This window comes from Lysinibacillus sp. FSL K6-4013, from assembly GCF_038630435.1.
Taxonomy (GTDB): Bacteria; Bacillota; Bacilli; order Bacillales_A; family Planococcaceae; genus Lysinibacillus; species Lysinibacillus boronitolerans.
The window spans coordinates 4,545,194-4,571,296 of the sequence record NZ_CP152031.1; the positions used below are offsets into that span (position 1 = coordinate 4,545,194).

At 39.3% G+C, this 26,103-nt stretch carries 28 protein-coding genes; all 28 read right to left on the reverse strand.

Translation table 11 applies throughout. The annotated features are described in order from the left end of the window. Positions 1–6: 6 nt before the first annotated feature. Entirely contained in the window at positions 7–405 is a 399-nt protein-coding gene (rpsH, locus tag MHB39_RS22600; RefSeq protein ID WP_008181717.1) for a 30S ribosomal protein S8, read from the reverse strand. Between the two features lie 29 nt (positions 406–434). Further along, positions 435–620, reverse strand: a complete 186-nt coding sequence (locus MHB39_RS22605) for a type Z 30S ribosomal protein S14 (RefSeq protein WP_004233656.1) — start codon at positions 618–620, stop codon at positions 435–437. Between the two features lie 21 nt (positions 621–641). Next, entirely contained in the window at positions 642–1,181 is a 540-nt protein-coding gene (gene rplE, locus MHB39_RS22610; RefSeq protein WP_004233654.1) for a 50S ribosomal protein L5, read from the reverse strand. Positions 1,182–1,209: 28 nt separating this feature from the next. Further along, positions 1,210–1,518 (reverse strand): 50S ribosomal protein L24, encoded by a 309-nt coding sequence (rplX, locus tag MHB39_RS22615; protein WP_004233652.1) that lies wholly within the window; start codon positions 1,516–1,518, stop codon positions 1,210–1,212. A gap of 35 nt (positions 1,519–1,553) precedes the next feature. Continuing rightward, positions 1,554–1,922 (reverse strand): 50S ribosomal protein L14, encoded by a 369-nt coding sequence (gene rplN, locus MHB39_RS22620; RefSeq protein ID WP_004233650.1) that lies wholly within the window; start codon positions 1,920–1,922, stop codon positions 1,554–1,556. 43 nt (positions 1,923–1,965) lie between these two features. Next, a complete protein-coding gene (gene rpsQ / locus MHB39_RS22625) occupies positions 1,966–2,229 on the reverse strand; it encodes a 30S ribosomal protein S17 (protein ID WP_004233648.1) in 264 nt (87 codons plus the stop codon). Between the two features lie 18 nt (positions 2,230–2,247). Then, complete coding sequence (rpmC, locus tag MHB39_RS22630; RefSeq protein ID WP_004233646.1) at positions 2,248–2,448, reverse strand: 50S ribosomal protein L29; 201 nt, start codon at positions 2,446–2,448, stop codon at positions 2,248–2,250. Then, positions 2,438–2,872, reverse strand: coding sequence for a 50S ribosomal protein L16 (gene rplP / locus MHB39_RS22635; RefSeq protein WP_004233644.1), 435 nt, complete (start codon positions 2,870–2,872; stop codon positions 2,438–2,440). Before rplP ends, rpmC begins: the two co-directional genes overlap by 11 nt. Position 2,873: 1 nt before the next feature. Then, on the reverse strand, positions 2,874–3,527 hold the full coding sequence (rpsC, locus tag MHB39_RS22640; protein ID WP_004233642.1) for a 30S ribosomal protein S3: 654 nt from the start codon (positions 3,525–3,527) through the stop codon (positions 2,874–2,876). A gap of 3 nt (positions 3,528–3,530) precedes the next feature. Beyond that, positions 3,531–3,875, reverse strand: coding sequence for a 50S ribosomal protein L22 (gene rplV / locus MHB39_RS22645; RefSeq protein WP_004233639.1), 345 nt, complete (start codon positions 3,873–3,875; stop codon positions 3,531–3,533). 22 nt (positions 3,876–3,897) lie between these two features. After that, a complete protein-coding gene (gene rpsS / locus MHB39_RS22650) occupies positions 3,898–4,176 on the reverse strand; it encodes a 30S ribosomal protein S19 (protein ID WP_004233637.1) in 279 nt (92 codons plus the stop codon). Between the two features lie 60 nt (positions 4,177–4,236). Then, positions 4,237–5,067: a 50S ribosomal protein L2 gene (rplB, locus tag MHB39_RS22655; protein WP_009373990.1), complete on the reverse strand. Its 831-nt coding sequence runs from the start codon at positions 5,065–5,067 to the stop codon at positions 4,237–4,239. 47 nt (positions 5,068–5,114) lie between these two features. Beyond that, positions 5,115–5,399 (reverse strand): 50S ribosomal protein L23, encoded by a 285-nt coding sequence (gene rplW / locus MHB39_RS22660; RefSeq protein WP_004233628.1) that lies wholly within the window; start codon positions 5,397–5,399, stop codon positions 5,115–5,117. Beyond that, a complete protein-coding gene (gene rplD / locus MHB39_RS22665; protein WP_342545451.1) occupies positions 5,399–6,022 on the reverse strand; it encodes a 50S ribosomal protein L4 in 624 nt (207 codons plus the stop codon). Before rplD ends, rplW begins: the two co-directional genes overlap by 1 nt. Positions 6,023–6,048: 26 nt before the next feature. Then, complete coding sequence (gene rplC / locus MHB39_RS22670) at positions 6,049–6,678, reverse strand: 50S ribosomal protein L3 (protein WP_004233625.1); 630 nt, start codon at positions 6,676–6,678, stop codon at positions 6,049–6,051. A 45-nt stretch (positions 6,679–6,723) separates the two neighbouring features. Next, a complete protein-coding gene (rpsJ, locus tag MHB39_RS22675) occupies positions 6,724–7,032 on the reverse strand; it encodes a 30S ribosomal protein S10 (RefSeq protein ID WP_004233624.1) in 309 nt (102 codons plus the stop codon). 354 nt (positions 7,033–7,386) lie between these two features. Then, a complete protein-coding gene (locus tag MHB39_RS22680; RefSeq protein ID WP_258859979.1) occupies positions 7,387–8,697 on the reverse strand; it encodes a Na+/H+ antiporter NhaC family protein in 1,311 nt (436 codons plus the stop codon). Positions 8,698–8,854: 157 nt separating this feature from the next. Then, the gene (locus MHB39_RS22685) at positions 8,855–10,834 is read right to left on the reverse strand and encodes an ABC transporter permease (RefSeq protein ID WP_274770952.1); all 1,980 of its coding nucleotides are present in this window, start codon (positions 10,832–10,834) and stop codon (positions 8,855–8,857) included. After that, positions 10,824–11,585, reverse strand: coding sequence for an ABC transporter ATP-binding protein (locus MHB39_RS22690; RefSeq protein ID WP_016995265.1), 762 nt, complete (start codon positions 11,583–11,585; stop codon positions 10,824–10,826). Before MHB39_RS22690 ends, MHB39_RS22685 begins: the two co-directional genes overlap by 11 nt. 96 nt (positions 11,586–11,681) lie before the next feature. Further along, positions 11,682–12,698: a sensor histidine kinase gene (locus tag MHB39_RS22695; RefSeq protein ID WP_339280501.1), complete on the reverse strand. Its 1,017-nt coding sequence runs from the start codon at positions 12,696–12,698 to the stop codon at positions 11,682–11,684. Positions 12,699–12,713: 15 nt separating this feature from the next. Next, positions 12,714–13,394 (reverse strand): response regulator transcription factor, encoded by a 681-nt coding sequence (locus tag MHB39_RS22700; protein ID WP_339280502.1) that lies wholly within the window; start codon positions 13,392–13,394, stop codon positions 12,714–12,716. 158 nt (positions 13,395–13,552) lie between these two features. Beyond that, positions 13,553–14,740, reverse strand: a complete 1,188-nt coding sequence (tuf, locus tag MHB39_RS22705; protein WP_004233614.1) for an elongation factor Tu — start codon at positions 14,738–14,740, stop codon at positions 13,553–13,555. 136 nt (positions 14,741–14,876) lie between these two features. Further along, a complete protein-coding gene (fusA, locus tag MHB39_RS22710) occupies positions 14,877–16,955 on the reverse strand; it encodes an elongation factor G (RefSeq protein WP_016993310.1) in 2,079 nt (692 codons plus the stop codon). A gap of 42 nt (positions 16,956–16,997) precedes the next feature. Continuing rightward, on the reverse strand, positions 16,998–17,468 hold the full coding sequence (rpsG, locus tag MHB39_RS22715) for a 30S ribosomal protein S7 (protein WP_004233610.1): 471 nt from the start codon (positions 17,466–17,468) through the stop codon (positions 16,998–17,000). A gap of 44 nt (positions 17,469–17,512) precedes the next feature. Next, a complete protein-coding gene (gene rpsL / locus MHB39_RS22720; protein WP_004233609.1) occupies positions 17,513–17,932 on the reverse strand; it encodes a 30S ribosomal protein S12 in 420 nt (139 codons plus the stop codon). 98 nt (positions 17,933–18,030) lie between these two features. Beyond that, a complete protein-coding gene (locus MHB39_RS22725) occupies positions 18,031–18,279 on the reverse strand; it encodes a ribosomal L7Ae/L30e/S12e/Gadd45 family protein (protein ID WP_004233607.1) in 249 nt (82 codons plus the stop codon). Between the two features lie 139 nt (positions 18,280–18,418). Next, positions 18,419–22,102: a DNA-directed RNA polymerase subunit beta' gene (gene rpoC, locus MHB39_RS22730; protein WP_036077765.1), complete on the reverse strand. Its 3,684-nt coding sequence runs from the start codon at positions 22,100–22,102 to the stop codon at positions 18,419–18,421. A gap of 202 nt (positions 22,103–22,304) precedes the next feature. Next, a complete protein-coding gene (gene rpoB / locus MHB39_RS22735) occupies positions 22,305–25,880 on the reverse strand; it encodes a DNA-directed RNA polymerase subunit beta (RefSeq protein ID WP_176408505.1) in 3,576 nt (1,191 codons plus the stop codon). Positions 25,881–26,103 lie beyond the last annotated feature (223 nt).

The window sequence follows — 26,103 nt, forward strand, 5'->3', positions numbered from 1 at the left end:
TGCTAATTACCAAACGTATGCTAGAACTTCGCCGCCAACTTGTTTAGCGCGAGCTTCTTTATCTGTTAATAAACCTTGTGAAGTTGACACTAAAGCGATACCAAGACCGTTCAATACTTTAGGTACTTCATTTGTTTTAGCATATACACGTAAACCAGGTTTAGAAATACGTTTTAAGCCAGTGATAACGCGCTCGTTATCTTTTCCATATTTTAAGAAAATACGGATGATACCTTGTTTGTTGTCTTCCACGTATTCTACGTCACGTACGAAACCTTCACGCTTTAAAATTTCAGCGATTTCTTTTTTCACGTTGGAAGCTGGTACTTCTAACTTCTCGTGACGAACCATGTTCGCATTACGAATGCGAGTAAGCATATCTGCAATCGGATCAGTCATTGTCATTACATTTACCTCCTTCCCAAATTAGGGGATTACCAGCTGGCTTTTTTCACGCCAGGAATTTGTCCCTTATATGCAAGTTCTCGGAAACAAATACGGCAAAGTTTGAATTTGCGATATACTGAATGTGGACGACCACAGCGTTCACAACGTGTATACTCTTGCACTTTAAACTTTTGCTTACGTTGTTGTTTAACGATCATAGATTTTTTAGCCACGTTTTCGCCCTCCTTGTTTGATTACTTTTGGAACGGCATACCGAATTGTGTCAATAACTCGCGAGCTTCTTCGTCAGAGTTCGCTGTCGTTACGATCACGATGTCCATACCGCGTACTTTTGAAACTTTATCGTAATCGATTTCTGGGAAAATTAATTGTTCTTTAACACCTAGAGTGTAGTTACCGCGACCATCGAATGCTTTTTTAGAAACACCACGGAAGTCACGTACACGAGGTAGTGAGATAGAAATTAATTTGTCCAAGAATTCATACATACGCTCACCGCGTAATGTAACTTTAGCACCGATAGGCATACCTTCACGAAGACGGAAACCTGCGATCGATTTTTTAGCTTTAGTTACTACTGGTTTTTGACCAGTGATAATTGTTAATTCTTCAACAGCTGCATCTAACGCTTTAGAGTTTTGAACTGCATCACCAACACCCATGTTGATAACGATTTTCTCAACTTTCGGTAGTTGCATAACTGATTTATATCCAAATTTGCTCATAAGAGCTGGAGAAACTTCATTTAAATATTTTTCTTTTAGGCGGCTCATGTGTGTACCTCCCTTCTATTTATACTAATTAGTCGATTACTGCACCTGATTTTTTTGCTACACGAACTTTTTTACCGTTTTCGATTTTATAACCTACACGAGTCGGCTCGCCAGATTTAGGATCGATTAGCATTACGTTCGAAACGTGAATTGCAGCCTCTTGGCTAACAATACCACCTTGTGGATTCAATTGGTTAGGTTTAACGTGTTTTTTCACGATGTTCACACCTTCAACAAGAACGCGATCTTGTTTTGGGAAAGCAGCAAGGATTACGCCTTCTTTGCCTTTATCCTTACCAGTGATTACCTTAACCTTGTCACCTTTTTTTACATGCATGCTGTCGCACCTCCTTGATTGGCACTGTCATGAAATTAAAGAACTTCTGGAGCTAGAGAAACGATTTTCATGAAGTTGCTGTCACGTAGTTCACGTGCAACAGGTCCGAAAATACGAGTTCCGCGTGGTGATTTATCATCACGAATAATTACACAAGCATTTTCATCAAATTTGATGTACGTGCCGTCTTTACGACGAACGCCTGATTTAGTACGAACGATAACAGCTTTAACAACGTCACCCTTCTTGACAACGCCACCTGGTGTTGCTTTCTTAACTGTACAAACAACGATATCACCGATGTTAGCAGTTTTACGGCCAGAGCCACCAAGCACTTTAATTGTAAGAACTTCACGTGCACCTGAGTTGTCAGCAACTTTCATACGACTTTCTTGTTGGATCACTTAGGTTACCTCCCTTCGGAAATTGGTTGTTCCGAAATAGTTATTAAATAATAACCGCTTTTTCTACAACTTCTACTAGACGGAAACGTTTAGTAGCTGATAGCGGGCGAGTTTCCATGATACGTACGATATCACCGATTTTCGCTGTGTTTAACTCATCATGAGCTTTAAACTTTTTAGAGTATTTTACACGCTTACCATAAAGCTTGTGCTTTTTGTAAGTTTCAACTAAAACAGTAACAGTTTTGTCCATTTTATCTGAAACAACGCGGCCCGTGTAAACTTTGCGTTGATTGCGCTCAGTCATACTTGAAAACCTCCTTTATCAGTTATTTGCACTGATTTCTCTTTCACGAATAACAGTTTTCATACGCGCGATTGCTTTACGCACTTCACGAATACGAGCTGTGTTTTCTAATTGACCAGTCGCCAATTGGAAGCGAAGGTTGAAAAGCTCTTCTTTCAGTGATTTCACTTTTAATTCTATTTCAGAAGTAGCAAGGTCACGGATTTCATTAGCTTTCATTAGATTCACCACCAGTTTCTTGACGTTTTACGATCTTACATTTAACAGGAAGTTTGTGTGATGCTAAACGAAGTGCTTCACGTGCAACTTCTTCAGATACGCCAGCAATTTCGAACATTACTTTTCCTGGTTTAACTACTGCTACCCAACCTTCAGGAGAACCTTTACCAGAACCCATGCGGACTTCTAGAGGTTTTTTAGTGTAAGGTTTATGTGGGAAGATTTTAATCCAAACTTTACCGCCACGTTTCATGTAACGAGTCATCGCGATACGAGCAGATTCGATTTGACGGTTAGTAATCCAGCTAGCAGTTTGAGCTTGTAAGCCCCATTCGCCGAAAGTTACTTCTTTACCGCCTTTCGCTTCGCCACGCATGTTGCCGCGGTGTTCACGACGGTATTTAACGCGTTTAGGCAATAACATATTATTTGCCTCCTTCCACAGATTTCTTCGTAGGAAGAACTTCACCACGGTAGATCCATACTTTAACGCCTAATTTACCGTAAGTAGTATCAGCTTCTGCGTGTGCATAATCGATGTCAGCACGTAGAGTATGAAGTGGAACAGTTCCTTCACTATAGTGTTCAGCACGCGCGATATCAGCGCCACCTAAACGACCAGATACTTGTGTTTTAATTCCTTTTGCACCAGCGCGGATTGTGCGTTGGATCGCTTGCTTTTGCGCACGACGGAATGATACACGATTTTCTAATTGACGAGCGATGTTTTCAGCTACTAGACGAGCGTCAAGATCTGCACGTTTGATTTCAATGATGTTGATGTGTACACGTTTACCAGTTAAATCGCTAAGGTATTTACGAAGATTTTCAACTTCAGTACCACCTTTACCGATTACCATACCTGGTTTCGCAGTGTGAATTGTAATGTTTACACGGTTTGCAGCACGTTCGATTTCTACTTTAGAAACTGAAGCGTCTTTAAGAGCCGTTTCAATATATTTACGCACTTTGATGTCTTCGTGAAGTAGAGTTGCATAGTCTTTTTCAGCGTACCATTTTGACTCCCAGTCACGAATAATACCAACGCGTAGTCCTATTGGATGTACTTTTTGACCCACGGATTAACCCTCCTTCTTCTCAGATACCACTAGAGTAATGTGGCTTGTGCGTTTGTTAATTGCGCTTGCACGTCCTTGTGCACGTGGACGGAAACGTTTTAAAGTTGGACCTTCGTCAACGAATACTTCAGAAACTACTAAAGAGTTGATGTCAAGATCGTAGTTGTGCTCAGCGTTAGCAACTGCAGATTTTAATACTTTCTCAACGACTGGAGACGCCGCTTTTGGAGTATGACGTAAAATTGCAACTGCTTCACCAACTTGCTTACCTCGGATTAAGTCTACAACTAGACGTACTTTGCGAGGAGCAATGCGTACTGTACGAGCGATAGCTTTAGCTTGTGTCATTAGGATTTACCTCCTCTCAAAATTAGCGTCTTGTTTTCTTGTCGTCTGCACCGTGACCTTTATAAGTACGTGTCGGTGCGAACTCACCAAGTTTATGGCCTACCATATCTTCTGTTACGTATACAGGAACATGTTTACGTCCATCATATACAGCAATCGTTAAACCGATGAAGTTCGGGAAGATTGTAGAACGGCGTGACCAAGTTTTGATAACTTGTTTTTTCTCAGAAGCCTCTTGCGCTTCCACTTTTTTCATTAAGTGGTCATCGACAAAAGGTCCTTTTTTCAAGCTGCGACCCATGTAGGAACCTCCCTCCGTGATTCCACCACGGCTCTCACATAGAACCGTAGTTTAACCACTTTATTTTTTACGACTACGGATGATAAATTTATCCGATTTGTTTTTCTTCTTGCGAGTTTTGTAACCAAGTGCTGGTTTACCCCAAGGAGTCATTGGTGATTTACGTCCGATTGGAGAACGTCCTTCACCACCACCGTGTGGGTGATCGTTAGGGTTCATTACAGAACCACGAACTTCTGGGCGTTTACCTAACCAACGGCTACGACCTGCTTTACCGATGTGTACAAGTTCGTGTTGTTCGTTACCAACTTGACCGATTGTAGCGCGGCAAGTAGCTAAAACTAAACGTACTTCACCAGATTGTAAACGAACGATAACGTACTTATCTTCACGACCAAGTACTTGCGCAGAAGTACCAGCTGAACGTACTAATTGTCCGCCTTTACCAGGTTTTAACTCGATGTTATGGATTGTAGTACCCATTGGAATGTTTGCTAATGGTAAAGTGTTACCTACTTTAATATCAGCATCTGGACCAGAAACGATTGTTTGACCAACCTCTAGACCTTTTGGTGCTAAGATGTAAGCTTTTGCTCCATCAGCGTAGTTGATTAATGCGATATTCGCAGAACGGTTTGGATCATATTCAATAGTAGCAACTTTTGCCGGAATGCCATCTTTAACACGTTTGAAATCGATAACACGGTATTGCTTCTTATGACCACCACCATGATGACGAACAGTGATTTTACCTTGGTTGTTACGACCAGCTTTGCGTTTAGTTGGTTCAAGCAATGATTTCTCAGGCTTGTTAGTTGTAATTTCCGCAAAGTCTAATGACGTCATGTTACGACGACCATTAGAGGTAGGTTTATACTTTTTAATCGCCATTGTGTTTTCCCTCCTTCTTGAGTGTTCAAATCATAAATCCGTTAGGATTACATTTCGAATAATTCAATTTCTTTGCTATCAGCAGTTAGTTTAACGATCGCTTTACGACGTTTGTTAGTGTAACCACCGTAACGGCCTACGCGTTTGAATTTACCTTTGTAGTTAAGAACGTTTACTTTCTCAACTTTTACGCCAAAGATTTCTTCTACAGCGTCTTTTACTTGAGTTTTGTTAGCGCGAGTGTCTACTTCGAAAGTATACTTTTTCTCTGCCATAAGTTCTGAAGAACGCTCAGTAATGACCGGACGTTTTAAAATATCACGTGCTTCCATTATCCAAGCACCTCCTCAACTTTTTCTACTGCAGACTTAGTGAATACAACTTTATCATGACCTAATAGATCAAGAACGTTGATTCCGTTTGCAGTTAAAACTGTTACACCTGGGATGTTACGAGCAGATAATGCTACGTTTTCATCTAGGTCAGCAGTTACGAATAAAGATTTTTTCTCTAAAGAAAGATCTTTAAGGATTTTTGTGAATTCTTTTGTTTTTGGTGCTGCTAGAGTTAGAGCATTAAGAACTAAGAAGTTTTGTTCTACTACTTTAGCTGATAAAGCAGATTTAAGAGCTAAACGACGAACTTTTTTAGGTAATTTATAAGAATAGCTACGTGGAGTAGGACCAAATACGATACCACCGCCGCGCCATTGTGGAGAACGGATAGAACCTTGACGAGCACGACCAGTTCCTTTTTGACGCCATGGTTTACGACCACCACCAGCAACTTCAGAACGGTTTTTAACCTTGTGATTACCTTGACGAAGAGAAGCGCGTTGAGCAACTACTGCGTCGAATAATACTGCTTCATTTGGCTCGATTCCGAAGATCGCATCGTTTAATTCGATTTCACCAACTGAAGCACCTGTTTGACTAAGTACAGATACTTTTGTCATTCCTGTTTCCTCCTTTCCTTAAGTGATTACTTAGCTTTAATTGCAGTTTTTACTGTAACTAGAGCTTTTTTAGAACCAGGAACATTACCTTTAACAAGTAGTAAGTTACGATCTGTGTCAACTTTCACGATTTCTAAGTTTTGGATTGTAACTACATTGCCACCCATTTGACCAGGTAATTTCTTTTGTTTGAATACGCGGTTCGGAGCAACTGGACCCATTGAACCAGGACGACGGTGGTAACGAGAACCGTGGGCCATAGGACCACGAGATTGTCCGTGGCGTTTGATAACACCTTGGAAACCTTTACCTTTAGTAACTCCTGTTACATCGATTACATCGCCTTCTGCGAAAATTTCTACTTTGACTTCTTGACCAACTTCGTATTCTTCCACGTTCACGTTGCGGAATTCACGAATGAAGCGCTTAGGAGCAGTGTTCGCTTTTGCTACGTGACCTTGTTCTGGTTTGTTAGAAAGCTTAACGCGCTTGTCTTCGAAACCAACTTGAATTGCTTCGTAGCCGTCTGTTTCAACAGTTTTCTTTTGAAGAACTACGTTTGGAGTAGCCTCGATAACTGTTACCGGGATTAAATCGCCGTTTTCAGCGAAAACTTGTGTCATACCAATTTTTCTACCTAAGATTCCTTTAGCCATTTGTCACACCTCCTGTAAGTTTTAAAAGTTATATTGTTTTTACCATTAAAGTTTGATTTCGATATCAACGCCAGATGGTAAATCAAGTTTCATTAACGCATCAACAGTTTGTGGTGTTGGGTTAACGATATCGATCAGACGTTTATGCGTACGCATTTCGAATTGTTCACGAGAATCTTTGTACTTGTGAACCGCACGAAGAATTGTGTACACAGACTTCTCAGTTGGAAGTGGAATCGGACCTGATACACTTGCACCTGAACGTTTTGCAGTTTCCACAATTTTCTCAGCAGATTGATCTAAAATACGGTGATCATACGCTTTTAAACGAATACGAATCTTTTGTTTTGCCATTATTTTCCCTCCTTCTCGCCTATTTTCTAGACATTCTCCACGAAAATTTTCCCACACATCGCCATGGCAAAGCGGCCGGGTGTGTCGGCAACCTCTCGCTTCATCGCAGTCAAAGACCAACATTCAACATTATATACAATAAAAAAAGAATAAGCAAGTCTTTTCGCTAAATTCTTTTAAATGTTGCAGATATTCTTAGTACTACTATTTCTACGCTTTATTAAGCCGTTTATTAGTATATAAAATTTCTATTCATATTGCAACACTTAAGGTTGTCATATCAACATTTTCGCACATTTCAAATAACTCTAAAATGAAAAGTAGTTTCTATTTTATATAGAAACTACTTTCTTGTTATAGAAAGAACACACAGGCAATCCAACCAAATAGGATTAGTGGTATGTTAATGAAAATAAATGTCGGAACACAGGTATCCCAAATATGATGATGCTGACCGTCTACATTTAGGCCAGCAGTTGGCCCTAATGTAGAATCAGATGCTGGAGAACCTGCATCTCCTAAAGCGCCAGCTGTACCAACTAAACAAAGTATCGCTAATGGACTCATATCTAAGCCTTGTGCAAGCGGAACAAAGAGTGTAGCAATAATTGGCACCGTTGCGAAGGATGAGCCAATTCCCATCGTCACAACTAATCCTATGACTAACATGATGAAAACAGCAAGACTTCTATTTCCTTCTAATACGGTGAGTGAATTTGCAATTAAGCTGTCCACATCACCTGTTGCATTGATAACCGCCGCGAAACCATTTGCTGCGATCATAACAAAGCCAATAAAGGCCATCATCTTCATTCCTTCAGAAAGAATATCATCGGCTTCTTTCCATTTAAGGGCACCTGTAAAATACATAATCATAATACCTGCAAACGAGCCTACAATCATTGAATCTGTTAATACTTGAGCGCATAGTGCTATCACTAATGCCAGCGCTGTAGAAAACATAATAAACTTGCTGACGTTTACATTTAAAGATTCAGTCTCCACTTCACTATGTTTATAATGCCTTGGCTTGCGGTATACAACAAAGGCGATTACCAATCCAATTAGCATTCCTAATACGGGAATCCCCATTGCTGCAGAGACATCACGTGAAGATACAGCCATTCCTGCCTCTGACACTTGTGTAGCAACGATATCTTGAAAGATTGCTCCAAAACCAGCAGGTACAAAACTATAAGTACCAATTAAGCCTACTGCAATCAACGTTGCAATTATACGTCGGTCGACTTCTAGCATATTTAAAATCTTTAAAATAGGAGGAATTAATAATGGAATGAAGGCAATATGAATAGGAATGACATTTTGAGATAAAATTGACATCACAAAGATAAGGAAGAAAATTAATACCTTGATAAGACCTTTTCTATTACTTTTACCCTTTAATATTTTTAACATCCCAGCTATCATTAATTCGGGTATTCCTGTCTTGGCAATGGCGATTGCAAAACCACCAAGTAAGCCATAACTCAATGCAATGGTTGCTCCTGCTCCTAATCCTTCCGTAAATGATCGGACTGTTGACTCGATGCCCATCCCACTAGTTAGACCACCTACAAATGCTCCTAGAACTAACGAGAGAACGACATTGATGCGAAGCAAGCTTAATATTAACATAACGGCAACAGCCGCAATTACTGCATTCATTGTTACACTCTACTTTCATACACTAAATTACTAACATGTTAAACTTTATTATTCTGATAATTGAAAGTCAAGGGTTTTTGTAATTTCTATATTTCAGCACTAAAAAACAGTGTAATGATAAACACCACACTGTTTCCGAGTTTCTTCTTATTTAATATTACAACGACTGACGTACAACCTTTTTATAATAGCCTACTGACAGAATGGCAAAAACCGTATATAAGGCTATATAACAGCACATTGCAATCCACAAGGGAGCTGTTAACTCTGTTCCGAATAAAAACCACCCTGACTTAACAGCAAAGTAGCTATGCAATAACCCAATAACTAATGGAACACCGAAATTAAAGGCCTGTTTCATATAAATACCCTTCATGATATCTTTTTCAGCAAAGCCAATCTTTCGTAGGATTGTATAGGAATCACGTTCTTCCTCTGCCTCAGACATTTGTTTAAAGTATAGAATACTACCTGTTGTCATTAAGAATGCTAAACCTAAAAATGCTGTTGTAAATATTGTCAGACCTAATGATTCAATATTGTCTTTACGTTTGCCTTCATAGGATGATTGTGTATATTGCTTTGTTTTCCCTTTATCATCAACAGCCGTAATAATGCCTGCATTTGATTGAATATATAATTTTTCTGCTGTCGCGATATCTTCGTTCGACTTTAAAGTAATTGTTGTTTGATGATGCCAAGGATAAAGAGCTGCCTGTGTAGTTAAACTTTTAAACATATCATCTGTCACCACAAAGACAGGTCCACCACCCCCAGCCGTTACAATACCACTTATCACACTTTTATCGTGAACATCAACGACATGAAAAGTTTCTTCCAGTTTTCCTGCAGATACTACTAAATCATGATCTTTCTCTAACGGGAACATCTCAGCCATATAACCACCATAGTTTGTTAAGATAACCTCGTTCCCAGATAGCTTGGCTTCTGGAACACTCTGTTGATAATCTGAAAGCGGAATGGTATAAATTGTACCTTCCATCGTATATAAAGGGTTATCCTGCTGTTTTTTAGACATCAGCTGACCTACAGCAGCGGTTACCCCCTGCAAACGGTAGTCAATTTTATCATAAGCAATGTTATTTTCCTCTAACTTCTCTAAGAAGGCTTTCCCTTGCTCTTCAAGCAATATGAAATCACCTGGTACTTGGCTATATGCAGATGCTGCTGAGGAGTAATAGGCAATATAGGAAAGCGTCGTCACGCCTAGAGAAACGCCTGTTAACACGGTGATTAGCGTTAATGACTTTGCATTGCTTTTCATGCGATGCATTATGGGTGTTAATGCCAATACATCCTTTATGGATAAATGCCCTTTTTTCTTTAGGCGAATCGTATTCATAATAAATGCTACAGAGAAACGGAAAACAAGGAATGTTCCACCAATTGTAGTAGCTAAAATAATGATCATATTAATAAATAAATTACCTGCAGATTCGATATCGAACAGCTTTGTTGATGCATAGTAGCCATATACAATCAGTATAAGACCCAAAAAGCCAATAACCATCTGCAACGCACTAAAACGTCTTACGCGCTCATCTGCTTGTTTTGCTGCACTAAATAATGATAACAATGAAACATGATGAATCATCCAGGCCATCTGTATAAGAACAATGATCAATAAGATGGTAAATACAATCATCGACTGCTGTAAAGCTTGTGTACTAAAAGTCATGGTTACGAGAGCTTCTTTTTCAAGCACACGAAGCAAAATCATTGCAAACACACGAGAGCTAAAGAAGCCTGCCAACATACCTATAATAACGGCTCCAACGAATAAGAGGATGTTTTCAATCGCTAATAAACGCACGATTAGACCCTTAGTCATGCCAATCAGTTGATACAAGCCTATTTCCTTACTACGACGCTTCATAAATAAATGGTTTGCATATAAAACGAAAAACAAAACGATAAAATATAGAATATAAGTTGCTGCCTTAAATCCTGCCGCAGCCGTCCCACTCATTTGAACAGCAGCCCACACTTCCGTATTATTTTGCAAGGTGACAAAAGAAAAATACAATGTAACACTAAAAATAAGTGCAAAAAAATATAAATAGTAGTGTCTCATATTTTTCTTCATACTTCGAAGTACTAGCTTACTAAGACTCATACCCATCACCGCCTAGCACACTTTGTGTATGCATGATTTCTTGGAAAAAGGCCTGCCTTGTTTTATCGCCCTTATAAAGCTCACTATAGATAAGGCCATCCTTTAGAAATAACACACGTGTACAGAAGCTTGCAGCTACTGCGTCGTGTGTAACCATCATGATTGTAGCTTCTTTTGTCTCATTAATATTTTGTAGATTTTGAAGCAAGGCTGTGGCAGATTTAGAATCTAATGCACCAGTGGGCTCGTCTGCAAATACCAATGACGGATTGGTAATAAGTGCGCGTGCAGCAGAGGTACGCTGCTTTTGTCCACCCGATATTTCGTTGGGGTATTTATTTAAAATTTCTGTGATTCCCAGCAAAGAAGTGAGTTCCTTCACTCGACTTTCTGCAACGGCTTTTGGTAACTTACTGATGGCTAATGGTAGAAGAATATTTTCTTTTACTGTCAAGGTATCTAATAAATTATAGTCTTGAAATATAAATCCCAGCTGCTCTCGTCGGAAGTTTGCTAAAGCCTTTTCTTTCATACCACGTAAACTATGACCGTTTATCTCAATAACACCTTCCGTCGCAAAGTCAATTGAGCATAAGACATTTAAAAGCGTTGTTTTACCAGAGCCAGAAGGTCCCATAATACCTACAAATTCACCTTTATTCACTTCTAAATCAATACCCTTTAATACTTCTTGAGCTGTTGATTTTTTTCCATACACTTTCTTTATTTTACGACCGATTAAAACTGTCACTTCATAACGCCCCTTTCTATAGTCCAAGTGTACCCTGACAAACCTAATCATTCGTGCGTTTTACATGACAATATAAAAAGGTAGGTGACATTTTCGTCATCTACCTTTTAGTTTCGCATATTCATTTTGTAAGGGGAAACGTAGTGTAAATAGTGAGCCTTCACCAACTTTAGATTGAACATTAATACGAATACCAATTTTATGGGCTACATTAGATGCTAAATAAAGACCCATACCTGTAGACTGAGAGGATTCCCTTCCCGCTGTTCCTGTATAAGATTTTTGAAAAATCCTAGGTAAATCCTCTAAAGGTATACCCCTACCTATATCTTTAATATGTAGTAATGTAGCACCTGTAGAATCATGTTCTGCAAAGATTGTTATCTCAGAATTCGCTGGGCTATACTTGATGGCATTTGAAAGAATTTGTCGAATAATAAATGCTAGCCACTTGCCATCTGTCAAAACTGTCTCAGTAAGTTCAGCAATTTCAAAGCCAATGCCTCTCTCAAGACACCAGGCTTGCATAGCTCTGATTTCTTTATAAACAATGGGCTTTAGTTCAATCTCATTTAAATAATTATCCTTTTCAATAGAAGATAATCTTGTTTGATGCAGTTGTTGATCAACCAAAAGATGCAGTCTTAGCCATTCATTCTCTAATTTTCGACGTAGCTGTAAATCCTCAATATGTTCAAACATTAAATTAATAGCAGTTAAAGGAGCTTTTACTTCATGAACCCAAGCTAATAGCTCATCTGAATATTCCTGTAGCTGCACTTTGGCTAGATTTAACTCCATATTCTTTTCAAAAAGGATATCTTCCATTTTTCGAAAGTATACTTCTTGAAAAGGAGATAAAGCTAAACTATTTCTATGTGCATCATCAAGATAGCTATCCATATTTCCCAGGAAATCTTTTAATTTCCCAACTTCGATGACATAGCGATACCCCAAAAAGAGTATAAAACTAATAAGCAAACTAATATTCACATACCAAATAGACACTCCATTTAAACCAACGTCAAGAGAGAATAGTACATTTAGTATTATCAAAGTAAAAATAAAAAAAACTATCCAAGCAAAGCGTTCTCTAATAAATAATAATAACAACTTCCCTCACGTCCCTCAGCTTACTGCCATATAACCAAGTCCCTTTTTTGTCAGTATTACTTCATGTAAACCAATATCCTCTAGCTTTGTACGTAACCGATTAACATTGACCGACAAAGTATTATCGTTTACAAAACGTTCGTCATCCCATAGTTTTCTCATTAACTCATCTCTTGAAACTATTTGATTAGCCTGTTCCACTAATATTCTTAAAATGAAAAGTTCATTTTTTGTTAAGGAAGCAATGACACCATTATACATAATTTCACTTCTTGCATAATCGATGATGGCATCGTTAAAACGTGTAACATTCATTTTCTCTTCAACGTAATCATAGGTTCTACGTAAAATAGCCTGTGCTTTTGCGAGTAAAACTTCCATATGAAAAGGCTTTTGAATAAAATCATCTGCTCCCATTTGCATAGCCATTACCATATCCATCGGGTGATCTCGGGAAGAAAGAAATAGGATTGGCACTTTGGATAAATGACGAATTTCACGACACCAATGAAAGCCGTCATAGGCAGGCAATTGAATATCAATTAACACGAGATGTGGCTTCTCCTCTATAAAGTCATCCATCACCTTTTGAAAATTTTTAGGTCCAACAACGTGTAATGACCACTGTTCAAATCGTTCTTGAATCATACTAAAAATAGAAGGATCATCTTCAATCAGCAAAATTTTCATGTCCATAGTCAATTCCCCTTTCCCTTTAATTATTTACCCTAGATGACATGCTTACCGTTATGTACACATACACTAATTAAAACTCTAATTTTTCTTTATTTTAACACAAAAAACCAATCTGTAGGCGTCCCTACAGATTGGTTTAAAATTAACGAGAGTTAAAATTATTTTTGGATAGAAGCAACTACGCCAGCGCCTACAGTACGGCCACCCTCACGGATAGAGAATTTAGTACCTTCTTCAAGAGCGATTGGAGCGATAAGTTCAACTGTCATTTCGATGTTATCACCAGGCATTACCATTTCAACGCCTTCTGGTAAGTTACAGATACCTGTTACGTCAGTTGTACGGAAGTAGAACTGAGGACGGTAGTTAGAGAAGAATGGAGTATGACGGCCACCCTCTTCTTTTGATAAAACGTAAACTTCAGCTTTGAAGTTAGTGTGTGGAGTAATTGAACCTGGTTTAGCTAATACTTGACCACGTTGGATTTCTTCACGAGCAACACCACGTAGTAAAGCACCGATGTTGTCACCAGCTTCAGCATAGTCTAATAATTTACGGAACATTTCTACACCAGTTACAGTAGTAGATTTAGCTTCTTCAGCGATACCGATGATTTCAACTACGTCACCAACTTTAACTTGACCACGTTCAACACGGCCAGTTGCAACTGTACCACGACCAGTAATAGAGAATACGTCCTCTACTGGCATCATGAATGGTTTGTCAGTTTGACGTTCTGGAGTTGGGATGTAAGAATCTACAGCGTCCATTAATTCAACGATTTTTTCTTCCCATTCTGGTTCACCTTCAAGAGCTTTAAGAGCAGAACCTTTAATTACAGGAATATCGTCACCTGGGAAGTCATATTCAGATAGTAGATCACGGATTTCCATTTCTACTAATTCTAATAATTCTTCGTCGTCAACCATATCACATTTGTTCATGAATACTACTAAGTAAGGAACACCTACTTGACGTGATAAAAGGATGTGCTCACGAGTTTGTGGCATTGGGCCGTCAGCAGCAGATACTACTAAGATACCGCCGTCCATTTGAGCAGCACCAGTGATCATGTTTTTAACATAGTCAGCGTGTCCTGGGCAGTCAACGTGTGCATAGTGACGAGTTTCTGTTTCGTATTCTACGTGAGAAGTATTGATTGTGATACCACGTTCTTTTTCTTCTGGAGCGTTATCGATATCAGCGTAAGATTTAGCTGTACCACCCATTTTTTTAGAAAGAACTGTAGCGATTGCAGCAGTTAAAGTAGTTTTACCATGGTCAACGTGTCCGATTGTACCAATGTTAGCATGCGTTTTAGAACGGTCAAATTTTTCTTTAGCCATTAGAGATTGCCTCCTCAAAATTGTATGTTTTAGATTTAAAATTTATAGAATGAATGCTGATAGAGAACGGGCCCATCCCCTATCCTGCAATCATAGCTTACAAATTAGTTATACTTTATGCAAGATGAAATTTCAATTATTCACCTTTATTTTTTTTGATGATATCTTCAGAGATTGATTTTGGTACTTCTTCATAATGATCGAATACCATTGAGAATACACCACGACCTTGCGTTGCAGAACGTAAAGTTGTTGCATATCCAAACATTTCTGAAAGTGGAACCATCGCACGAACAACTTGAGCGTTACCGCGAGCTTCCATACCTTCTACGCGACCACGGCGAGAAGTGATGTTACCCATGATATCACCAAGATATTCTTCAGGGATTACAACTTCAACTTTCATCATAGGCTCTAAAAGAACTGGACTACATTTTGATGCAGCAGCTTTAAGTGCCATAGATGCAGCGATTTTAAATGCCATTTCGTTTGAGTCAACATCATGGTATGAACCATCGAATAATTTCGCTTTGATGTCGATTAATGGGTAACCAGCGATTACACCGCGGTCAAGCGAGTCACGAAGACCTGCTTCTACAGCTGGAATATATTCACGTGGTACTACACCACCAACGATAGCATTTTCGAATTCAAAGCCTTTACCCTCTTCATTTGGAGAGAACTCGATCCATACGTCACCGTATTGACCACGACCACCAGATTGACGAGTGAATTTACCTTGAACTTGAGCAGAGCCACGGAATGTTTCACGGTAAGATACCATTGGAGCACCTACGTTAGCTTCTACTTTAAATTCACGGCGCATACGATCAACTAAGATATCAAGGTGAAGCTCACCCATACCTGAGATAATTGTTTGACCAGTTTCTTGGTCTGTATGTGCACGGAATGTTGGATCTTCTTCTTGTAGTTTTTGTAAAGCTTGACCCATTTTATCTTGGTCAGCTTTTGATTTTGGTTCTACAGAAAGAGAGATAACTGGTTCTGGGAACTCCATAGACTCAAGGATAACAAGGTTTTTCTCTTCACAAAGAGTGTCACCAGTTGTTGTATCTTTAAGACCTACAGCAGCTGCGATATCACCAGCAAATACTTTTGAAATCTCTTCACGGCTGTTTGCGTGCATTTGTAGGATACGACCTACGCGCTCACGTTTACCTTTTGAAGAGTTTTGTACGTATGAACCTGATTCAAGAACACCAGAGTACACACGGAAGAACGTTAATTTACCTACGAATGGGTCAGTCATAACTTTAAATGCTAAAGCTGAGAATGGCGCATCGTCTGATGATGGACGTTCAGTTTCTTCACCATCTGGAGTTGTACCTTTAATAGCAGGTACATCAACTGGAGATGGTAAGTAGTCGATAACCGCGTCAAGCATTTTACGAACACCTTTGTGTTTGAATGCTGTACCGCAGATTACTGGGTAGAATTCTACAGCGATTGTCGCTTTACGGATAGCCGCTTTAAGCTCTTCTTTTGTAATTTCTTCACCAGCAAAGTATTTTTCCATGATTTCTTCGTTAACTTCAGCGATTGCTTCGATTAACTTCTCACGGTATTCTTCAGCTTGCGCTTGGAATTCTTCAGGAATTGGTTGACCTTCACGTAATGCTGTACCTTCTTCGTTATCGTAGTAAGTTACATCCATTTCAACTAGGTCAATAATAGCTTTGAACTCATCTTCCGCACCAATTGGTAATTGGATTGGATGAGCATTTGCTTGTAAACGCTCGTGTAAAGTACCTACAGAATATAGGAAATCTGCACCCATTTTATCCATTTTGTTAATGAATACGATACGTGGTACACCGTAAGTTGTAGCTTGACGCCATACAGTTTCTGTTTGAGGTTCAACACCAGATTGAGCATCAAGTACAGTTACTGCGCCGTCAAGTACACGTAAAGAACGTTCTACTTCTACAGTGAAGTCTACGTGTCCAGGAGTATCGATGATGTTTACGCGGTTGCCTTTCCATTGAGCTGTTGTCGCAGCAGAAGTGATTGTGATACCACGTTCTTGCTCTTGCTCCATCCAGTCCATTTGAGAAGCGCCTTCATGAGTTTCACCGATTTTGTGAATCTTACCTGTGTAATAAAGGATACGCTCAGTTGTTGTTGTTTTACCAGCATCAATGTGAGCCATGATCCCAATATTACGAGTATTCTCTAGTGAGAATTCGCGTTTCATTAGGTATTTCTCCTTCCATATTGGGCTTATGCTATGTTTAGATTACCAACGGTAGTGAGCGAATGCTTTGTTCGCTTCTGCCATTTTGTGCATATCTTCACGTTTCTTAACTGATGCACCAGTGTTGTTAGAAGCATCAAGGATTTCGTTAGCTAAACGCTCTTCCATAGTTTTTTCACCACGAAGACGAGAATAGTTAACTAGGTAACGAAGACCTAAAGTTGTACGACGTTCTGGGCGTACTTCAACTGGTACTTGGTAGTTAGAACCACCAACACGGCGAGCACGTACTTCAAGAACTGGCATTACGTTATTTAGAGCAGCTTCGAATACTTCGATTGGATCTTGACCAGAACGTTCTTTAACTAGTTCGAACGCACCGTATAAAATCTTTTGAGAAGTACCTCTTTTACCATCAATCATCATTTTATTGATTAAACGAGTTACTAGTTTTGAATTATAAATTGGATCTGGTAACACGTCACGTTTGGAAACAGGACCTTTACGAGGCATGTGTTTTCCTCCTTTCATTGAGTAAATATATTGTAGGATTTAAATTATTTTTTTTCTTTAGGGCGTTTTGTACCGTATAAAGAACGTGATTGCATACGACCGTTTACACCAGCAGTATCAAGAGCACCACGAACGATATGGTAACGAACACCCGGTAAGTCTTTTACACGACCGCCACGGATAAGAACAACACTGTGCTCTTGTAAGTTGTGGCCTTCACCAGGAATGTACGCTGTAACCTCGATTTGGTTAGTTAAACGTACACGAGCGTATTTACGTAACGCTGAGTTTGGTTTTTTAGGCGTCATTGTACCTACACGAGTACAAACACCACGTTTTTGTGGAGATTTAACATCAGTTAAAGATTTTTTAAATGAGTTATATCCTTTGTTTAACGCTGGTGAATTTGATTTCGTGATTTTAGATTTACGAGGCTTACGTACCAATTGGTTAATTGTAGGCATCGATTTTTCCTCCCTTCATTCCTTCTTTTTTAATACCACACATCCAGGTGGTTCATTTTTTGGGTAAAAACAAAGTCTTTGTGCATTTTACACAAAAACTACTCTACAGTAATCGCAACTACCGCAGCTCCAACATGGATTCCACAGGCTTTGCCCAGTTCCTTTTTGGACTCGACAAGAATAACTGGTATACCGATTTCTCTCGCGAAAGATATGGCCGAATCGGTTACCCAATTGTCTGCATCAAGTGCCACAAAAAGTTCTTTCACTGAACCAGCTCGCATTGCTTTTACTGCTTGCTTTGTACCTATGATTGTTTGACTAGCCCTTACTTTATCATAAGACATTTGCATATCCTCCGAAGTACAGACAGTTAACTATCAACCTTCAATATATTATCATTACTCATTTACACTGTCAACTAATATCTTGAAAAAGTCCGAAGAGATGATGAAAATATGCATCTCTTCGGCCTAATTTTAATGTTTATTCAGCAGAAACGACTTCTGTGTCAAGCTCATCTTTTTCGATGCGGATTTGACGATAACGTTGCATACCAGTACCTGCAGGAACAAGTTTACCAATAATTACGTTTTCTTTTAATCCAAGAAGCTCGTCACGTTTACCCTTAATTGCTGCATCTGTTAACACACGTGTTGTTTCTTGGAACGATGCTGCAGATAAGAATGATTCTGTTTCAAGAGAAGCTTTTGTAATACCAAGGATAACAGGTCGACAAGTTGCAGGGTTTTTGCCATTCATAACAGCGTCTACGTTTGCCTCTGTGAATTGGTGGATATCTAGTAATGAGCCAGGCAGTAATTCTGTATCTCCAGCTTCAATTACACGAACTTTACGAAGCATTTGGCGAACCATTACCTCGATATGTTTATCCCCAATTTCTACCCCTTGCATACGGTATACTTTTTGAACTTCTTTTAATAAATATTCTTGAACAGTTGAAACGTCTTTGACTTTTAGCAATTGTTTTGGATCGATAGAACCTTCTGTTAAAACTTGACCACGTTCTACATTATCACCTTCGATAACTTTCAAACGTGCGTTATAAGGTGCTTGATACTTACGAGTTTCTACGTCACCTTGAATTGTAATTTCTTTTAAGCCTTCACGAATTTCTGTGATATCTGAAACCGTACCAGCGATTTCTGAAATAACAGATTGACCTTTTGGATTACGTGCTTCAAAGATCTCTTGGATACGTGGAAGACCTTGTGTAATATCGTCTCCGGCAACCCCACCTGTATGGAATGTACGCATTGTTAACTGTGTACCTGGTTCACCGATTGATTGAGCAGCAATAATACCAACTGCTTCCCCAACTTCAACCTTCTCACCTGTCGCCAAGTTCATGCCGTAACATTTTTTACAAACGCCGTGTTTTGTATTACATGTAAATGCTGAACGGATTGTCACTTCTTCAATACCAGCATCGATAATTGCACGAGCGATATCTTGATCGATTAAACCGTCTTTTGCAAGAATAACTTCACCAGTTTCAGGGTGGAAGATTGTTTTCTTCGTATGACGACCAACAATACGTTCATCTAGAGCCTCGATTAATTCAGTGCCTTCCATTAATGCACCGATCGTTAAGCCACGGTCAGTACCACAGTCATCTTCACGGACGATAACATCTTGAGCAACGTCAACAAGACGACGCGTTAAGTAACCTGAATCGGCAGTTTTTAGGGCTGTATCGGCAAGACCTTTACGAGCACCGTGTGTCGAGATGAAGTACTCTAATACTGTTAAACCTTCACGGAAGGAAGATTTGATTGGAAGTTCGATAATACGACCAGCCGGGTTGGCCATCAGACCACGCATACCAGCTAACTGAGTAAAGTTAGATGCGTTACCACGGGCACCTGAATCAGACATCATGAAAATTGGGTTTGTTTTCTCAAGTGACTTCATCAGTTTCGCTTGAATTTCATCTTTTGCAGCACTCCAGCTTGAGATTACACGATCATAACGCTCATCCTCAGTAATGAAACCACGACGGAATTGCGCTTGAACTTTATCTACTTTCTCTTGAGCTTCTGCTAAAATTTCACCTTTATCAGGTAATACCACGATATCAGATACACCTACAGTAATACCTGCACGTGTTGAATATTTGAAACCTAGGTTTTTCATACGGTCAAGCATTTTAGATGTTTCAGTAATGTGGAAACGTTTAAATACTTCAGCAATGATATTTCCTAAGAATTTCTTACGGAATGGATTTACAACTGGTACTGATGCAAAGTATTTACGCAATACAGCTGTACGTTGTGCATCAATTTTCCCTTTTTCATCTAAGTTATTATAAGCACTATCTGATTCAAGCTCTTTAAGCGTTTCTTCATCAATTGTTAATTTAGCGAAGTATTTTTCTGGTGTTACTTGCTCTAAGTTGAAATCAGTTGGCTCATTAATATAAGGGAATGATTTTGGCAAGATTTCATTAAAGATTACTTTACCAACAGTTGTTAATAAGAACATATTATTTTGTTCTTCAGTGAATGTTGGATTATTTAATGAGCTTGCTTTAATCGCGATACGTGTATGCAAGTGTACATGTCCAGTATCATATGCAATTAAAACTTCATTTGGACCATAGAAAACAGTACCTTCACCGCGTGCGCCTTCACGTTCAAGTGTTAAGTAGTAGTTTCCTAATACCATATCTTGAGAAGGTGTTACAACAGGTTTACCGTCTTTTGGATTCAGAATGTTTTGTGCAGCAAGCATTAAAAGTCGAGCTTCAGCTTGAGCTTCTGCTGATAATGGTACGTGAACCGCCATTTGGTCACCATCGAAGTCAGCGTTGTAGGCTGTACATACTAATGGGTGAAGACGAATAGCACGACCCTCAACTAGTGTTGGTTCAAATGCTTGAATACCAAGACGGTGAAGCGTTGGTGCACGGTTTAGTAATACTGGATGCTCACGGATAACATCTTCTAAAACGTCCCATACGTCGTTATTTAAACGTTCAATTTTACGTTTAGCAGATTTAATGTTATGAGCAAGGCCGCGCTCAACCAATTCTTTCATAACGAATGGCTTGAATAATTCGATAGCCATTTCTTTTGGTAAACCACATTGGTACATTTTTAAGTTTGGACCTACTACGATAACGGAACGACCAGAATAGTCAACACGTTTACCAAGTAGATTTTGACGGAAACGACCTTGTTTACCTTTCAACATATGTGAAAGTGATTTTAACGGGCGGTTACCAGGACCAGTTACAGGACGTCCGCGACGACCATTATCGATTAATGCGTCAACAGCTTCTTGTAACATACGTTTTTCATTTTGTACGATGATGCTTGGAGCACCTAAGTCTAATAAACGTTTTAAACGGTTATTACGATTAATTACACGACGGTATAAATCGTTTAAATCTGAAGTCGCGAAACGACCACCATCTAATTGCACCATTGGGCGAAGCTCTGGTGGAATAACAGGTAGTACATCTAGAATCATCCATTCAGGTGAGTTTCCTGAGTTACGGAAAGATTCAACAACTTCTAGACGTTTAATGGCACGAGTACGTCTTTGACCTTGAGCAGATTTTAACTCTTCTTTTAAAGATTGTGTTTCATCTTCTAGGTCAATTTTACCTAATAATTTTTTGATTGCTTCTGCACCCATTGATGCTTCGAATGTGTTACCGAATTTTTCACGGTATGCACGATACTCTTTTTCAGAAAGTAATTGTTTACTTTCTAAATTAGTAGCACCTGCATCGATCACAACGTATGAAGCGAAATAGATAACTTCTTCAAGGGCACGAGGTGACATATCTAAAATTAGACCCATACGGCTAGGAATACCTTTGAAGTACCAGATATGAGAAACTGGTGCTGCTAATTCGATATGTCCCATACGTTCACGACGAACTTTAGCACGTGTTACTTCAACACCACAGCGATCACAAACTACGCCTTTATAGCGCACGCGTTTATATTTCCCACAATGACACTCCCAGTCCTTAGTTGGACCAAAAATACGCTCACAGAATAAACCATCTTTTTCTGGTTTTAGTGTACGGTAGTTAATTGTTTCAGGTTTTTTAACCTCTCCATATGACCAAGAACGAATCTTGTCAGGTGATGCTAAACCAATTTTCATATATTCAAATTCATTAACGTCTATCAAGGAGCCTACCTCCCTCTAGTATAGGTCTTTATAAAGACTCTTTTACGCAGCTCGATAATCGTTTGCAAAGATTGCCTCTTTGGCAAAGGATTAAAAATAGAATGATTTATTAAAAGAAAAAGCCAGGCAGGGCGTTAAATCCTGCCCGGCTAATTTGAAAAATAAGTTTGACCTTATTCACATTTGTGAATTTGGTTTTCCATTATTCAAAAGACTCTACTGGCTCTTCTTCTGTATCTGGCTGTGGTGCAATGTTAAGTGCATCAGCTGGCTGAAGATCGTCTTCTTCGTCTAAATCGCGAAGCTCTACTTCTTCATCATTAACTGTTAACATCTTAACATCCATACCAAGAGATTGAAGTTCTTTAATCAATACTTTGAATGACTCAGGAACACCTGGCTCTGGTACACTTTCACCTTTAACGATGGCTTCATATGTTTTCACACGACCAACAACGTCATCGGATTTAACCGTTAAGATTTCTTGAAGTGTATACGCAGCACCATATGCTTCAAGTGCCCATACCTCCATCTCACCAAAACGTTGTCCACCAAATTGCGCTTTACCACCAAGTGGTTGTTGCGTAACAAGTGAGTAAGGACCAGTTGAACGTGCATGAAGTTTATCATCAACCATGTGAGCAAGTTTAATCATATACATGATACCAACTGATACACGGTTATCGAATGGTTCACCAGAACGGCCATCATACAGGATTGTTTTACCATCACGGTTCATTCCAGCTTCTTCCATCGTTTCCCAAACGTCTTCTTCATTAGCACCATCAAATACTGGTGTTGCCATGTGAACGCCTAGGTAACGAGAAGCCATACCTAAGTGTAACTCTAAAACTTGTCCGATATTCATACGAGAAGGTACACCAAGTGGATTTAACATGATATCAACAGGCGTGCCATCTGGCATGAATGGCATATCTTCTTCTGGTAAGATACGAGAGATAACCCCTTTGTTACCATGACGTCCGGCCATTTTGTCCCCAACACGAATTTTACGTTTTTGAACAATGTAAGCACGAACTAATTGGTTAACACCTGGTGGTAATTCATCGCCATCTTCACGGTTAAATACTTTAACATCAAGAATGATACCGCCAGCACCGTGTGGTACACGTAATGAAGTATCACGAACCTCACGAGCCTTTTCACCGAAGATTGCATGTAATAAACGCTCTTCAGCAGTTAATTCTGTAACCCCTTTAGGCGTTACTTTCCCTACAAGAATATCACCGTCACGTACTTCCGCACCAATACGGATAATACCACGTTCGTCTAGGTTACGAAGTGCATCTTCTCCGACGTTTGGAATATCACGAGTGATTTCTTCTGGTCCAAGCTTTGTATCACGAGATTCTGATTCATATTCTTCAATATGAACAGATGTATAGACATCGTCTTTTACAAGGCGCTCACTCATAATAACAGCATCCTCATAGTTAAAGCCGTTCCAAGTCATGAATGCAACCAGTACGTTACGTCCAAGAGCTAGTTCGCCTTTTTCCATTGATGGACCATCTGCTAAAATATCACGAGGTTTCACACGTTCGCCTACTTTTACAAGTGGACGTTGGTTATAAGAAGTACCTTGGTTAGAACGAATGAACTTTTGTAATTTATATTTTGTTAAATCGCCTTTAACCTCTTTGCCGTCTACAACTTCAATGCGGCGAACATGGATAGAGCGAGCTTCAACGTGCTCAACAATACCATCATACTTCGCTACTACAGCTGCACCAGAATCACGCGCATCAACATGTTCCATACCAGTACCAACGAATGGTGCTTCTGGGTTAAGAAGTGGAACTGCTTGACGTTGCATGTTGGCACCCATAAGTGCACGGTTCGAGTCATCGTTTTCTAAGAACGGGATACACGCAGTCGCTGCAGAGACAACTTGTTTAGGAGATACGTCCATGTAGTCCATTTGCGCTTTATTGAATACCGTGTTATCCCCACGGAAACGACCTACTACTTCATCATTAGCAAAAGTACCATCTGGATTTAACGGTGAATTTGCTTGTGCTACATAGTAGTTATCTTCTTCATCAGCTGTTAAATAATCAATTTGCTCCGTTACTCGACCTGTTTCGTGGTCAATACGACGATAAGGTGTCTCAATGAAACCAAATTTATTTACTTTGGCAAATGAAGATAATGAGTTGATTAACCCAATGTTTGGACCCTCTGGTGTCTCGATTGGACACATACGACCATAGTGAGAATAGTGAACGTCACGTACTTCGAAACCAGCGCGCTCACGCGTTAAACCACCAGGACCTAATGCAGATAGACGACGTTTATGCGTTAACTCTGCTAATGGGTTTGTTTGGTCCATGAATTGTGATAATTGAGAGCTTCCGAAGAACTCTTTAATTGACGCAATCACTGGACGGATATTGATTAATTGCTGTGGTACGATCGCAGCTGTATCGTTAATTGACATACGCTCACGTACTACACGTTCCATACGAGACAAACCGATACGGAATTGGTTTTGTAGTAACTCACCAACAGAACGTAGGCGACGGTTACCTAAATGGTCAATATCATCCGTTGCTCCTACTTGGTAAAGTAAGTTGAAGAAATAGCTTACTGAAGATAAAACATCAGCAGGAGTAATATTCTTCACTTCTTCATCAATGTACGCATTACCAATGATATTAATTTCTTTTTGCGCTTCATCTTTTGGAGCATAAATCTTAATAGATTGGATAGTTACATCATCTTCAAGCACTCCACCGACTTGTGATAAAGTGCGATAACCAATACCTTTTGATGAATCTTCTAGGTAAGGTAGAATTTTATCTAAAGTACGACGATCTAGTACTGTACCTTTTTCTACTAAAATTTCGCCTGTTTCTGGATCTACAAGCGTTTCAGCAATCGTTTGGTTGAATAAACGATTTTTAATGTGAAGCTTTTTATTCATTTTGTAGCGACCAACATTCGCTAAATCATAACGTTTAGCATCGAAGAAACGAGAGTATAATAAACTCTTCGCACTTTCTACTGTTGGTGGCTCACCTGGACGTAAACGTTCGTAGATTTCTAAAAGTGCTTTTTCTGTACTTTCAGAGTTATCTTTTTCTAACGTATTACGTAGATACTCGTTATCACCGATAATATCGATAATTTCTTGATCTGAACCGAAACCTAATGCACGCAGTAACACTGTTACTGGTAGCTTACGAGTACGATCAATTCGCACATAAACTACGTCTTTTGCATCAGTTTCATACTCTAACCAAGCACCGCGGTTTGGAATAACTGTAGCTCCAAAACCTTTTTTACCGTTTTTATCAGTTTTATCATGGAAATACACACTTGGTGAACGAACTAATTGTGAAACGATAACACGTTCAGCACCGTTGATAATGAACGTACCTGTTTCTGTCATTAACGGGAAATCACCCATGAAGACATCTTGTTCTTTCACTTCGTCTGTTTCTTTGTTGTAAAGACGTACTTTCACACGTAATGGAGCTGCGTAAGTAACATCTCGCTCTTTACACTCATCAACATCATATTTAGGCTCACCTAATGAATAATCGATGAATTCTAATGAAAGATTACCTGTAAAGTCCTCGATCGGCGAAATGTCACGGAACATTTCACGTAAACCTTCTTCAAGGAACCACTCGTAAGACGCCGTTTGAATCTCAATCAGATTTGGAAGCTCAAGCACCTCTTTAATACGCGCAAAGCTTCTACGCTGGCGGTGTTGTCCGTACTGAACTAGTTGACCTGTCAACTCATTCACCCCTCAATAAAGCGATATTAGGTCTTTGCAAAATCATACAAATAGTGTATGATTTCGAAAGACAAAAAGAAAACGAGTCTTCAAAAAGATCTCATTTTCGGTTAACTAAACTTATCTTGGCAAGTATACCCATATTAAAACAATTCTATACAAAAAGGGCATACGACCTCAAAATAATATTTTTGCATTGTATCATATTATCATAGCCGATTTGTCAAGTCAA